The following is a 13,044-nucleotide window of genomic DNA, read 5'->3' as shown; positions in this document are numbered from 1 at the left end:
TCACTAGCCACTTACCTTCCATTGCGCAAATGAAATAGAATCACGCGTATCAATTGGAGAGCACTGGCACAATGGAACACTCGCAAATTCGCACCCTGACTTATATCGAAAACGAAGACCACCCCGTTTTCGGCACCCTCGTCGAGCAAATCCTTCACCTGCTTAACTCCAAACTCGTCTTTTCGGATATCCTGATCCACCAGAACAGCCCTTTGCTGCTGCGCCAGCCAAAGGGCCTGGTGGCGGTGACCGATTCGCCGATCACGCGCGAAGAGCTGGAAGAATTCTTTGAAGTGGTGGAACCGAACTGGCGCGAACGTATCCAGGACCGGGCATTCGACCGCGCAATAGACCTGCATACGGCCCGCATCCGTGCCAACTGCTTCAGCTTCCAGGGCAAAAAGCGCCTGGGTTGCGTGATCCGCCGCTTCCCGAAGGAACCGCTGGCGCTGGCGTCCCTGGGCCTGCGCCCGGCGGAGGAAAAATTCGCACAGCTGTCGAGCGGCCTGGTGCTGATTATTGGCGATACCTGCCAAGGCAAGTCGACCACCATCGCGTCCATGCTGGACGAGATCAACAAGAACCGCTCGGGCCACATCATCACCATTGAAGACCCGGTGGAAACCCTGATCCCGCAGCGCAAATGCGTGATCACCCAGCGGGAAGTGGGCTTCGACGGCGACGTGGAAACGTTCGATCTGGGCGCCAAGGATGCGCTGCGCGAACGTCCGGACGTGATCGTGATCGGTGAAATCCGCGATGGGGAAACGGCGCACGAAGCGCTGGCGCTGGCCGAATCGGGCCCGCTGGTGTTGGCTTCCCTGCACGCACGTTCGATCGAGCTGGGCCTGCAAAAGATGATCCGCCTGCTGGGCAACACCGAACCGCAGCGCCAGGCCCTGGCGCATGCACTGCGCGGCGTGCTGTGCCAGGCGCTGATGCCGGCGCTGGAAGGCGACCGCTACTTCCTGGCCACCGAGAGCCTGAGCGTGAATCCGGAGGTGGCGTCCGTGATCGAAAGCGGCAACGTGGCCGACCTGCGCAAAGTCATGGAGAGCAAGTCCGCCCCCGGCTGCTACACCATGAACGAATGCCTGCGCAAACTGCTGGCAGAGAAAAAAGTCAGCGTGGAAGACGCCCGCCACGCCACCACCGACCGCCTCGGCTTCGCCGACATGCTTTAATTTTCATCGTTCAATCCAGAGGGACGTTACGGTAGCGGTTGACCACCACGCTGGTCACTGGCGGGGCGTTATTGCCCCATGCGGAGCGCAGGTAGGACACCACTTGCGCCACTTCGGCGTCGCCCAGGGCATGGCTGAAAGGCGGCATGCCGTAGGGGCGCGGGTTGCCCGCGGTGCCCGGCGCGAAGCCGCCGTTCAGCACCAGGCGGATCGGGTTCACCGCTTCATCCATCGTCAGCGCGCGGTTGCCGGCCAGGGGCGGGTAGTGCGGTGCGACGCCTTCGCCTTTTTCGCCGTGGCAGTCCATGCACTGCTTGCGGTAGATCTTTTCCCCAGCGGCCAGCCAGGCCGCCGCCTCCGGTTCTTTCGACCGTTCATAAGGCTCGCGCTTGCCGCTTTCGTCGGGCAGCGATTTCAGGTAGACGGCCATGGCGCGCGCATCCTCCTCGCTCAGGTGCTGCAGGCTTTCACGCACCACTTCGGCCATCGGGCCGAACACGGTGGCGCGCTGCGAAATGCCGGTCGTGAGCAGGTCGGTGATCTCCTTGACCTCCCAGCCTCCCAGGCCGGCCTCGCGGTCGGAAGTGAGCGAGGGCGCGTACCAGCCCAGAACCGGGATCAAGCCGCCCGACAAGCCTTTATCGCTCGCGCCCAGTGCATTGCGCTCGCTGTGGCAGGCGATGCAGTGCCCGGGGCCTTGCACCAGATAGGCGCCGCGGTTCCATTCCGCTGATCTGGATGTATCAGGTGCATACACGGCGGGCTTGAAATACAGTGCGCGCCAGACCGCCAGCATGGCCTGCTGGTTGTAGGGGAAGCGCAGCGTATGCGGCTGGCTGGCCTGCTTCACCGGGGCGATGGTCTGGAAGTAGGCGTACATTGCGTCTGAATCGTCGCGCGTCATCGCCGTGTAGTTCGTGTACGGGAAAGCAGGGTAGAGCAGGCGGCCGTCCCTGGCTTTGCCGTTATGCAGGGCGTTCCAGAACTCGTCGGCGCTCCAGTTGCCAATGCCGGTTTCCTTGTCGGCGGTGATATTTGGCGAGATCACATTGCCGAATGGCGTTTGCAGGGCGCGGCCGCCGGCGAAGGCCGCACCGCCGCGGGTGGTATGGCATGCCATGCAGTCGGCGGTCTTGGCCAGGTAGGCGCCGCGCGCGACCTTTTCTTCCAGCGGCATATTCCGCGCGGCGCTACTTGGCGCCGGGCCGATGTCGTGCTTCGGCCAGACGAATGCTAGGGCTGCGGCCAGCAGCAATAGCGGCAAGGCGATGGCAATCTTAGTGTTGCGTTTCATGGTTCGGTCTTTGTCGAAGGGACGCCGCCGCACTCCATCGGCATTGGCTTGGGCAAGGAGGTGGCGGGACGTGCGTTGGAATCGGCCGGCTGGGCCGCCAGCCAGCCTGTCACCGCAGCCACGTCGGCGTCGCTCAGGCGGTTGGCCACTTGACCCATGCAGTCCGGTGCGTGCGCCTTGCGCTTCTGGTTGCGCCAGGCGCCGAATTGCGCGTTGAGATAGTCGCGCGGAAGGCCGATCAAGCCCGGGATCGCCGGAGCGACGCCGGTCATGGTGTCGCCATGGCAGGCCACGCAGGCCGGCACTTTGCGCTCCGGATCACCCTGGTGCACCAGCACGCGCCCACGCTCGATCATTTGCGCCGTCGCGTTGGTGGGGGCCGGCGGCGGGTAGGGCGCGTGCTGTGCTGAGAAGTATTGCGCGATTTCGCGCAGATAGGCATCCGGCAGTTGTTGGACCATATAGGTCATCATCGGATACTGGCGGCGGCCTTCCTTGAAATTCAGCAGCTGGTTGTACAGGTAGGTGGCGGGTTTGCCGGCAATGCGCGGGAAAAAGGCGTCACCTTGTTCGTTGGCCTTGTGGCAGGCGACACAGGCGGCGGCGCGCTTTTCGATGGTATCGGGCAGGCTGGCCGGCGCCGCAATCGCGGCCAGCGGCACAAGCAATGCGGCAAATGGGACGATGCCTGAGAAAATTCGCATGATGAATCCGGTTTCTTGTGGTGAGACAAGGATACGCCTGCAATGCAAAGAATAACAGGCTCGGAAGGGCCACTCTCGGGAGCTTGGCGAAAACCGGTAAACCGGTGTCAGGCACGAGTGCCTGACACGCCCTGCGGTGGCGGCGTTGCGGTGTCAGACCCTCGGGTCTGACACCGGTTTACCGGCTTTGGGGCGTTTGGGCGGCTTGATCGGCGGCAGCACGTTGCCGATGCCGATCCAGTGGCGGTACACGCGCAGCGCAACCTGGGCATCGTCGGCGGCGTACAGGATCTGTTTCTCGTTCAGGCGCGGCGTGGCCCAGTTGGTGGTGGAGATCTTTTTGGACTTGGTGAGCGCTTGTCCGAAGTACTTGGCGACGGCGCTCTTGGCGCCCAGGTCGTTCTTCTGGCCCGGCACACGCAGCACTACGCCCAGGTCGACCACTTTGAGCGGCTCGATGCCGAGCTTGGCGCGCACACGTTTGATGTCGTCGGACAGGCCGAAACCGACCTTCAGCGTCGCATCCGATTCGAGGATGGCCTTGACGGTGTCCAGGTAGGGAAACGAATCGCCGACCTGGAACAGCCAGGCATGGCGGTCGTCGGCGAACTGGATCAGGTGCGGCCCGTCCGAGCTCTCGCCCTTGACGAAGGTGGGTTTGGATTCGGTATCGAAACCGATCGCGTCCGCCGCCAGCAAGGCTGCATGCGCAGCCTGCGCATCGGCGGCGGATTTGACGAGCCGGACGTCGGCCAGGCGGATGCCTTCATACGGAGGCAGCTCCGGAACCGCTTCTGGCGCCGCACTCATTCTTACTTCTTGGAGAATTTGGCAGTCAGGGCCTGCAGCTTCTCCGCGCGGCGGCGGTCGGCTTCCACCGCTGCCGCGGCCTCGCGCTCGGCGGCGCGTTCGGCCTTGCGGCGTTCCATTTCCTTCTTATGGCGTTCCGCCAGGGTTTCCTTGGCGTGCTTGCGGTGTTCATCGGTCACTTCGGCGCCGGTGCTGCCATCGAGGTTGTAGCGCACGGTGGCTTTTTCCATCGCGCGCAGGTAGCGCTGCGAGGAAGTGTGGATGCCCAGCGCAGCGCGCATCAGCTTGCGGTTAAGTTCCGGCATCGCGGCGACCAGCTGCTTGTCGATGCCGATGGACAGCGGCAGGCTGTCGCGGAACGGGGCAAACTGTTGCTGCAATTGCTTGAGCAGGGCGCGCGCGGAATTGGGGGCGGCAGGTGCGGTGGCCTGGTCTTCGGCCGGCTGCTGTGGGGTAGTGCTAGTGTTCATCGACATCATTGGTTAATCAAGAGCCGCCAGCATACCACGATGCGTGCGCTCGGCGCATTGTGTTTTAGCTCATGATGTTGTTCTGATATCGAATTAAAGGGTGCGGTGCAGCACAAATGCTTGTATAATGGCCGACGCACCAAATGCAGGACGGTGCGAATTCAGATTGGTAAAGAGTTTTCGGCCGGGGCCGCGCCGCCCTGTGTAGACCAGTTCCAGGGCATGTGCCCTCTCTAATCACTGAATCATCGGAATCGAGCCCGGTCAAGCGGGCTTTTTCTTTTCCCGATTATCCCTGAATCCGAGCCATCGATAAGCGTTCCCCTTGGGGCGTGTAGAGAGATATTGAATGACGAAACCTAAGACCCTGACGTTGTCCGCCAAGAAATCCACTGGCTCTGCCACCACCAGCGCTCCGCTGGCTGTGCCGAAAACCAGCCTTTCCTATGTGATCGACAATGCTCAAGAGGAAGCAGGAAAAGTCACGGTCGTGAAGAAAACCCGTTCGCGCCTGGCCGCCGTGCCAGCTGTCGAAACGCCGGTTGAAGCGGAATCTGGCGACGCGGTTGTCAAGGCCCGCGCCCGCAAGACTGCCGCTGCCAAGCCTGTGTCGCTGGCCATCATTGCTGAAGAAGCGCCGGCGCCTGCGCCGAAGCCGCGCGGGCGCAAGCCAAAGGCCGCAGAAGCTGCGCCAGTGATCGTGACCGCCGGCCCCGCCGCCGTGACCGAGGTGCGCGACGCTGCGGTGCTGGCGGCGATTGACACCTCCGGCTACCTGCTGCCGCAAGTGAAAGTGCCTGGCCGCCGCGGCCGCAAGCCGAGCGAATTCACCCCGGAAAACGATGAAGTGGCGGCGCTGAACGCCGTGGAACGCGCTGAACTGAAGGCCGCGTCCAAGGCCCGCGAGCGCAAGGCCAAGGGCATCGACGCTTTCGGCATGACCGACGGCGCCAACGCGGAGGAGCTGGAAAAGCGCCGCACCCAGTTCAAGAACCTGATCAACCTGGGCAAGGACCGCGGCTACCTGACTTACGCCGAGATCAACGACCACCTGCCGGAAAACATCGTCGATCCGGAAGCGATCGAAGGTATCATCGCGACCTTCAACGACATGGGTATCGCCGTGTACGAGCGCGCGCCCGATGCGGAGGCGCTGCTGCTGTCCGATAACGTGCCGACCGCCGCCAGCGACGATGAGGTGGAAGCCGCTGCCGCCACCGCCCTGTCGACCGTGGACTCCGACTTCGGCCGCACTACCGACCCGGTCCGCATGTACATGCGCGAGATGGGCGCCGTGGCGCTGCTGACGCGCGAAGGCGAAATCGAGATCGCCAAGCGTATCGAAGGCGGCCTGCGCGACATGATCCAGGCGATTTCCGCCTGCCCGACCACCATCTGCGAGATCCTGGCCCTGGCCGAGAAGATCGAGAAGGATGAGATGAAGGTGGACGACGTGGTGGACGGCTTCGTCGACCTGAACGAAGACGCGCCGGCTCCGGCGCCTTCCAAGGTGGCAGCTGCCGCCGATGAGGAAGATGAGGACGAGGAGCTGGACGACGAGGAAGAAGACGGCGATGTCAACGGCGGCGCCGCCGGCTATTCGACCGAGCAGCTGGCGCAGCTGAAGGACGATGCGCTGGCCAAGTTCGCGCTGATTTCGAACCAGTACGACAAGATGTGCAAGGCCGCCTATGGCAATGCGGCGTACGTGAAAGCGCAGGAAATCATTTCCAGCGAGCTGCTGGGCATCCGCTTCACCGCGAAAGTGGTGGAGAAGCTGTGCGACACGCTGCGTAGCCAAATGGAGCAGGTGCGTTCGATCGAGCGCGCCGTGCTGGAGCTGTGCGTGAACCGCTGCGGAATGCCGCGCGCCCACTTCATCAAGGTCTTCCCGGGCAATGAAACCGACCTGGATTGGGTGGACGGCGAAGTGGCGGCCGGCTATCCGTACAGCGCGGTGCTGGGCCGTAATGTCCCTGCCATCAAGGAACTGCAGAACAAGATGATCGACCTGCAGGAGCGCGTCGCGCTGCCGCTGGCCGACCTGCGCAAGATCAACAAGCAGATGGCCGCCGGCGAAAAGCGTGCGCGCACGGCGAAGCGCGAAATGACCGTGGCCAACCTGCGTCTGGTGATTTCGATCGCGAAGAAGTACATCAACCGCGGCCTGCAGTTCCTGGACCTGATCCAGGAAGGCAATATCGGCCTGCTGAAGGCGGTGGACAAGTTCGAATACCGCCGCGGCTACAAGTTCTCGACCTACGCGACCTGGTGGATCCGCCAGGCGATCACGCGTTCGATCGCGGATATGGCCCGTACCATCCGCGTGCCGGTGCACATGATCGAAACCATCAACAAGATGAACCGCATTTCGCGCCAGATCATGCAGGAAACCGGTTCCGAGCCGGATATGGCAACCCTGGCGCAGAAGATGGAAATGCCGGAATCCAAGGTGCGCGAGATCATGAAGATCGCCAAGGAGCCGATTTCCATGGAAACCCCGATGGGCGAGGACGGCGATTCGCAGCTGGGCGACTTCATCGAAGACAACACCACGCTGGCGCCGCTGGACGCCGCGCTGCATGCGTCGATGCGCAATGTGATCAAGGAAGTGCTGGACTCCCTGACCCCGCGCGAAGCCAAGGTGCTGCGCATGCGCTACGGCGTGGAAATGTCGAACGACCACACCCTGGAGGAAGTGGGCAAACAGTTCGACGTGACCCGCGAGCGTATCCGCCAGATCGAAGCCAAGGCGATGAGCAAGCTGCGCCAGCCTTCGCGTTCGGACAAGCTGAAGACGTTCCTGACCGAGAAGTAAGCAATATGAAACGGAGGCCGCGGCCTCCGTTTTTTTTATCCCGCACCATGATGAAAACCAATCGATTCCGTCTTGCCGCCGCCCTGATGCTGCTGGCGTGCTCTTTCGCCGCGCAGGGCGAGACGCAAATCGACTGTGAGGACCCTGTCAAAGCAGGGGATTACGCATTCGATTTCAATATGCGCCTGAAGGCGGCGCTTGCCGCCCTTAAAGAAAAAGAGATCGCTCGGCAGCGTCGCCACGAGGAGGCGAAGGACCGCATTGTCGCGGCAGGGGCGTTGAGCGAAAATGAGGCGAACTCACTCACGCTCGATGTTGCCACTGGAAGCGCGCAGGGGCAGGCGCTGGAGTCCCGGCGCGCAAAGGCGAACAAGGAGTTCAAGACGCTGATCCACGCGCTCGAAGGCGTGCCAATGATAGCAAGCAACAGCAAATTGGCCGAGCGTCGCGCCACCTGCCTCCTGGGGCAAAAAGCAATGACGCAGCTTGGCATTGTCGACGAGTCGTCGGATGCCGCATGGGAGCTGGTCAACCAGCGGCTTACCGCCCTTGGCAAGGAAAAAGGCGTGCCGGGGTTCTAATCCGGGCCATGCGCGCTGCTGCCGCCCTGGGCGCCAGGGCGGCGTTTCCGCTCAGGGCATCAATGGCAATCGCCGATTTTCTTCAGCAAGCGCAACTGGGTTGCCACCATTGGCGGGTTCGGGTCGTGCCCGGCGCGCGGTACCGTCACGAATTCCTTGTAAGGGGCCTGGATGAAATCGAAGTAGCGCCGGCTTGGCTCAGGCATGGTGACCAGGTCTTGCTCGCCCTGCACCATGTAGAAAGGCACGTCGAACTTCGGCCCGAGCTTATAGAGGTCGATCTTCGAGCCGATGCCGTCACCCTTCATGCCCACAAACTGCAACCAGGAATAGTCCTCGCCGGCGGCGTAATCGGCATCATACTTGGCCGTCGCATATTCCGCCGTGGCACCCATCCAGGCCTTCGGCACCGGTTCGGTGCTCATGGCTTCATATTTGCGCATCACGCGGCGCAAAATGCCCGGGTTGCGTGGATTGGTCCATGGCAGTGGGCCGAGGGCCTCGATCTTGCTGATGGATTCCTGGTCGCCGGCCGCGCGTGCCAACGCCAGCGTGGCGTCGATATTCCGCCGGTCCGAGAACTCTCCAACCAGTTGCGACGAGCTGATATACCCGCAGAACAACCCCGGCGCGGCTTTGGCCATGTGCACGCCGAGCACCGAGCTCCAGGAGCCGCCCAGCAGGATGACCCGCTCCTTCCCAAAGCGCTTGGCCGCAAAGCGCGCCACCTCGATGCCGTCGTCGCGCAGCTCTTCAATCTTCAAGGGAATATCGTCCGTCAACGGGGTGCGCCCGAAGGTCATTCCCGCGCCGCGCTGGTCCCACTGGACGATGGTGAGGTCCTTTTCCCATGACTGGTAGAACTTGTCGGCAAACGGCGTGGTCGGATTGCCAGGGCCTCCATGGACGAGCACAACGATCGGGTTGGCGCAGTTGCTGCCTTTGATGCGGACCCATTGGTCCATACCGCCGATGCGCACAAAGCCTTTCTCGTCAACGGGCGTGCCGGCGCTGCAACTGGCGGCGGGTGGGAACGCTTGGGCATAAGCCGGCAATTGCGGCAGGGCGAGGGTTAACGGCAGGAGCTGTAAGAGGTGGCGAATTTTCATGTGATGGATAGGATGAGCATCCGCTTGCTGAAGTCGGCGCCTTCGCGCAGATGTTCGCGGATTTTATAAAGGAAGAATGTGGCGAGGATCGCCAGGAACGCATAGGTCAGCAGGTCCAAAGGTTTGGGCCAGCCAACCGTTTGCAGCTTGTCGTGCGAGATGCGGGCGGCGCGCATGCGCTGCGCCATGGCGCCGGCGCCGATGATCTGGCCGTCGTCGCCAATGCGGCGGGCCAGGTCGAAGTTGCCGAAGTTGTCGCGTACCTGCATCTGGCCTTTGCTGTAAGCGAAGACCAGCGGGGTATCCCGGCCCCATACCCTGACATTGCCGACCACGTCGCCACGATTGTTGATGGCGGTGGCAAAGCTGTTCCCTTTGGCCATCATCAAACCCAGATCCACCGTGCGTGTGCCGTCGTAAGTGAAGGCGTGCCAGCTGCGGTCGGGCATCTGCATGGTGCCCGCCACGACGCCTTGGTCATTGATTGCCATGGCGACGCTGTGCCGGTCGCCGACGTCCGGGATTTCGAATTTTCCGACGCCGGGCTTGTAGATGAAGGCGCGGCGGAAACCGTTCGCGCGGTCGGCGGCTCCCACCACGACGCCATGCGCGTTGATACCCAGCGCATAGCTGTTCTTGCCGCCAAACGTACCCAGGTCCAGCATTGTGATACCGGTATCGACGAATGCATGGTAGCTGCCGTCGTAGGTGTCCGCATGGCCGACGATGTGGCCGCTTTCATTGATCGCCGCGCCGGCGCTGCTCGCGCCGCCCAGGGTGTCGAGCATGCGCAGGCCGCCTTTGATATCGAAGCGGTAGGCGCGCCAGCTGAAGTCCGCCGTCTGCGCGGAGCCGGTGACGACGCCGGCGCTGTTGATGGCGGCGGCACGGCTTTCTTCGCCGCCAAAGGTGCCGATCTCATAGCGCATTCCGCCGGAGCGCAGGAAAGCGCGGCGGGCGCCGTAGCCGGTGATCGATTCCAGTACCGTGTCGCCGGCGGCGTTCATGTCCTTGGCGACGACGGATTCGGAGATTGAACCGCCGAATGGGCCGGCGTGGGCCATGCCGCCGCAAAGCGCCGCCGCCAGCGCCAATGCGAATGCCGCGCGGCGCATCAGGCCAGCGACAGCATCTTGATGCCGAAGTCGAATCCTTTGCGGATGCGGTCGCGCACTTTGAATGCCGCCACTGCCGCAATCAGGCTCAGGAAGGCGAGGGTGAGCCAGTCGACCGGCTTGAGTCCATGGTCGGTGCGGGCCGAGTCGACGGCGCCGGATTTGAGCACATGGCCGGTGTATGACGAGCCGATCACCTTGCCGTCTTCGGTGATGTCGCGGGTCAGGTAAAGGCTTCCGTAGGCTGCGCGCACCTGCATCTGGCCATTTTTATAGATGAAGGTATGCGGTGCGTCGTGGTCTTTGATTTTCACGGTGCCGACAATGTCGCCGTGGTTATTGATGCCGTTGGCGAAGCTGGAGCCTCGGGCAATCATGGCGCCCAGGTCGATCATGCGGCCGTTCTCGTACATAAAGGCGTGCCAGGCGCCGTTGGGCATCTCGGACGCGCCCACCACCACGCCGTGGTCGTTGATGGCGGTCGCCACGCTGATGCGGCCGCCCAGTGTCGGCAGCTCGATCATGCCGCTGCCCGGCTTGTACAGGAAGGCGCGGCGGTAGCCGTTGGGCAGCTGCGCGGCGCCGACCACGTAGCCGGCGCCGTTGATGGCGGTGGCGTAGCTGTTCTTGCCGCCGAGGGTGCCCAGGTCCAGCATGCCGATACCGTTGTCGACGAAGGCGTGGTAATTGCCGTCGGCAGTGTCGGCGTAACCGACGATGTGGCCGGATTGATTGAGGGCGGTGCCGACGCTGCTGCTGCCGCCCAGCGTACCGAGGTCGCGGATGCCCTGGGCTTCGTCGAAACGGAAGGCGTGCCAGGCGTTGTTGGCGGTGAGTGCGCCGCCGGTGACGACGCCCTGGTTATTGATGGCGTTGGCGGTGCTGTCGCTGCCGCCGAGGGTGCCGATCTCGATATGGCGGCCTTGCGACAGCATGACGGCGCGGCGGCGGCCATCCTCGTCCTTGATTTCGCCCACCGACTCCCCTGCTGCGTTAATGCCGGTCATGGAGCTGGATTCCGCTCTGCGTTCGCCCATCGGGCCGGCGGCGTGGAGTGGGGCGAAAGGCAGAACCAGCGCGATGGCCAGGGCAAGCGAAGCAGGCTTCATGGATAGTCTCCGGTAGAGAATAAAAATTGCTCCGGAGACTATACGACAATATTGCTAAAAAATCTTCACAAATTGTAATGACTAAACTTTGCGGACGAACTCCGATTTCAGGCTCATGGCGCCGAAGCCCTCGATCTTGCAGTCGATATCGTGGTCGCTGTCGACCAGGCGGATATTCTTGACTTTGGTGCCTTGCTTGATCACGCCACCCGAGCCTTTTGGCTTCAGATCCTTGATCACGGTGACGGTGTCGCCATCTTGCAGGATGGCGCCGACGGCGTCCTTGTAGACGCGCGCGGTTTCGCCGGCCACTTCGGCGGCCTGCTTTGGCCACTCGTGGGCGCATTCAGGGCAAACATTGTTATCGCCGTCTTCGTAGGTATACTCGGACTGGCATTTGGGGCAGGCGGGGAAATTGGACATTGGAACTCGTATGCAGGAACTGGAAAACCCGATCTGGGCTGCGCTGAACAGCGCACAGCAACATTTTAGCATTCCGGCAGGTGCGGCCCGGCGCTATCCGGCCGATGTCGCGCCATTCTGCGCGGTGGCCGAGCAGGGCGTTCCGCTAAGCGCCGAGGACCTGGCAGGCGTCCCGGACGGCGGCTATTACTTTCTCGGCGCGATGCCGGAATTGCCGCAGGGCTGGTCGCTGCAGCCGCTAGCGGGCGTGCTGCAAATGGTCTACCAAGGCGGCCCGCTTGCCGCGCCGGACATTTCGATGATCCGCGTACTGGCTGCGGACGATCCGGCGATGGTGGAACTAACCAATATTGCATTCCCGGGCTACTTCCGCCCGCGCACCGGCGAGATGGGCCGGTACGCCGGCATCCATGACGCCGGTGGCCGGCTGGTGGCGCTGAGCGGAGAGCGCATGGACCTGGGCCATATGCGCGAAGTGAGCGCCGTGTGCACGCACCCGGATTTCACGGGGCGCGGCTATGCGCGGCGGCTGGTGGAATTCATTATGTACGGCATGCAGCAGCAGGGCGTGCGTCCCATGCTGCATGTGGGCGCGGCCAACGCCCGTGCGCAGGCGCTGTACCGCTCAATGGGATATGCGGCAAGCCGCGAGCTGGCGCATGCGAGGCTTATTTGCCCGGGCTGACGTTGCCGATGCCCTTGGCCGATTTGTTGACGTGCTTCGGATTGCCGTAATAGGTGAAGTTGCCCATGCCTTCAACAATCAGGTTCAGGGTATCGCTGGCGTACAGGCTGATGTCGCCCATGCCGGTGAAGTTGACGTCGGCGCGTTCCGCTTTCAGGTCCTTGAGATTGGCTTCGCCAACGCCTTGCCCTTTCATGCGCAGCAGTTTGACTTTGCCGCTGGCATAGAGCGCGCCTGCGCCTTCGAAGCTGATGTCGATGCGTTCGCCGTCGATGTTGGTGACGCGCGACTCGCCGGCGCCCAGTACGCGGAAGCTGGTCAGCGCCGGCACGGTGACCGTGATCTTGTCGCCATCCTTGACGTTGATCGACCCTTTTTCATCCTTGTCGTAGACCACGCGCAGCACGCCGCCTTCGACCACGGTGCTGACCTTGTTGATGTAATCCTTGCGGCCGCTGACCGTAACGGTCTGCGCCTTGCCCACGTCGACATAGACGCTGATCGGGCCTTTGACATTGATGCCGTAGAAAGCATCGAACTTGCGGACCTGGTCTTCAGCCAGGGCGAGGGAGGGCAACAGCAGTGCAGCCAACAGCGTCAAGCGAAACATACGATCTCCTCATATCAGACCGCATGATTATGACGTAATTATGGCTTTTTTGCTAAGAGGCCGCTTCAAAATGGCCATGGCGTTGTTGCAGCTCCTTGCCGTGCAGGCGCACTGCCTTCGTCGCTGCGCCTA

Annotated in this window: 13 protein-coding genes; 4 read left to right on the top strand and 9 right to left on the bottom strand. The window is 62.5% G+C overall.

Going from position 1 to position 13,044, the window contains the following annotated elements; genetic code table 11:
• The first annotated feature begins 71 nt into the window (after window positions 1–71).
• Complete coding sequence (locus tag H597_RS0121545; RefSeq protein WP_028103942.1) at window positions 72–1,184, top strand: type IV pilus twitching motility protein PilT; 1,113 nt, start codon at window positions 72–74, stop codon at window positions 1,182–1,184.
• A 10-nt stretch (window positions 1,185–1,194) separates the two neighbouring features.
• On the opposite strand, the gene H597_RS0121540 is transcribed toward H597_RS0121545, so the two are convergent.
• From H597_RS0121540 to H597_RS0121525, 4 genes are all read right to left on the bottom strand, one after another.
• Window positions 1,195–2,478: a cytochrome c gene (locus tag H597_RS0121540; RefSeq protein ID WP_028103941.1), complete on the bottom strand. Its 1,284-nt coding sequence runs from the start codon at window positions 2,476–2,478 to the stop codon at window positions 1,195–1,197.
• Window positions 2,475–3,182, bottom strand: a complete 708-nt coding sequence (locus tag H597_RS0121535; RefSeq protein WP_028103940.1) for a c-type cytochrome — start codon at window positions 3,180–3,182, stop codon at window positions 2,475–2,477. The genes H597_RS0121540 and H597_RS0121535 overlap by 4 nt, the downstream gene beginning before the upstream one ends.
• Before the next feature lie 153 nt (window positions 3,183–3,335).
• Entirely contained in the window at window positions 3,336–3,992 is a 657-nt protein-coding gene (locus H597_RS31965) for a 3'-5' exonuclease (protein ID WP_035374852.1), read from the bottom strand.
• A 2-nt stretch (window positions 3,993–3,994) separates the two neighbouring features.
• Window positions 3,995–4,471 (bottom strand): ProQ/FINO family protein, encoded by a 477-nt coding sequence (locus H597_RS0121525; RefSeq protein ID WP_028103939.1) that lies wholly within the window; start codon window positions 4,469–4,471, stop codon window positions 3,995–3,997.
• A gap of 340 nt (window positions 4,472–4,811) precedes the next feature.
• Here H597_RS0121525 and rpoD point away from each other — a divergent pair, with 340 nt between their 5' ends.
• On the top strand, window positions 4,812–7,280 hold the full coding sequence (rpoD, locus tag H597_RS0121520; RefSeq protein WP_028103938.1) for an RNA polymerase sigma factor RpoD: 2,469 nt from the start codon (window positions 4,812–4,814) through the stop codon (window positions 7,278–7,280).
• A 47-nt stretch (window positions 7,281–7,327) separates the two neighbouring features.
• Window positions 7,328–7,861: a hypothetical protein gene (locus H597_RS0121515; protein WP_154668215.1), complete on the top strand. Its 534-nt coding sequence runs from the start codon at window positions 7,328–7,330 to the stop codon at window positions 7,859–7,861.
• Window positions 7,862–7,920: 59 nt separating this feature from the next.
• Here the strand turns inward: H597_RS0121515 and H597_RS0121510 are convergent, their stop codons facing one another.
• The 4 genes from H597_RS0121510 to H597_RS0121495 all read right to left on the bottom strand — a co-directional run bounded on the left by H597_RS0121510 (window position 7,921) and on the right by H597_RS0121495 (window position 11,617).
• Entirely contained in the window at window positions 7,921–8,970 is a 1,050-nt protein-coding gene (locus H597_RS0121510; protein ID WP_051293994.1) for an alpha/beta fold hydrolase, read from the bottom strand.
• Window positions 8,967–10,085: a DUF3466 family protein gene (locus H597_RS33500; RefSeq protein WP_051293993.1), complete on the bottom strand. Its 1,119-nt coding sequence runs from the start codon at window positions 10,083–10,085 to the stop codon at window positions 8,967–8,969. The genes H597_RS0121510 and H597_RS33500 overlap by 4 nt, the downstream gene beginning before the upstream one ends.
• Window positions 10,085–11,194, bottom strand: coding sequence for an HAF repeat-containing protein (locus H597_RS31955; RefSeq protein ID WP_051293992.1), 1,110 nt, complete (start codon window positions 11,192–11,194; stop codon window positions 10,085–10,087). The genes H597_RS33500 and H597_RS31955 overlap by 1 nt, the downstream gene beginning before the upstream one ends.
• A gap of 81 nt (window positions 11,195–11,275) precedes the next feature.
• Window positions 11,276–11,617, bottom strand: coding sequence for a zinc ribbon domain-containing protein YjdM (locus H597_RS0121495; protein WP_028103935.1), 342 nt, complete (start codon window positions 11,615–11,617; stop codon window positions 11,276–11,278).
• Window positions 11,618–11,627: 10 nt separating this feature from the next.
• Between H597_RS0121495 and H597_RS0121485 the strand changes: the two genes are divergently transcribed.
• Complete coding sequence (locus H597_RS0121485; protein ID WP_035374851.1) at window positions 11,628–12,302, top strand: GNAT family N-acetyltransferase; 675 nt, start codon at window positions 11,628–11,630, stop codon at window positions 12,300–12,302.
• Here H597_RS0121485 and H597_RS0121480 read toward each other — a convergent pair.
• Window positions 12,286–12,912 carry a head GIN domain-containing protein gene (locus tag H597_RS0121480; protein ID WP_028103933.1) on the bottom strand — a complete coding sequence of 209 codons (627 nt, stop codon included), beginning with the start codon at window positions 12,910–12,912 and terminating at the stop codon, window positions 12,286–12,288. The two genes, H597_RS0121485 and H597_RS0121480, sit on opposite strands and share 17 nt — an antisense overlap.
• Between the last annotated feature and the right edge of the window lie 132 nt (window positions 12,913–13,044).

Source organism: Pseudoduganella violaceinigra DSM 15887 (assembly GCF_000425385.1).
Lineage (GTDB): Bacteria > Pseudomonadota > Gammaproteobacteria > Burkholderiales > Burkholderiaceae_D > Rugamonas > Rugamonas violaceinigra.
This window is presented reverse-complemented; position numbering and strand designations above follow the sequence as displayed.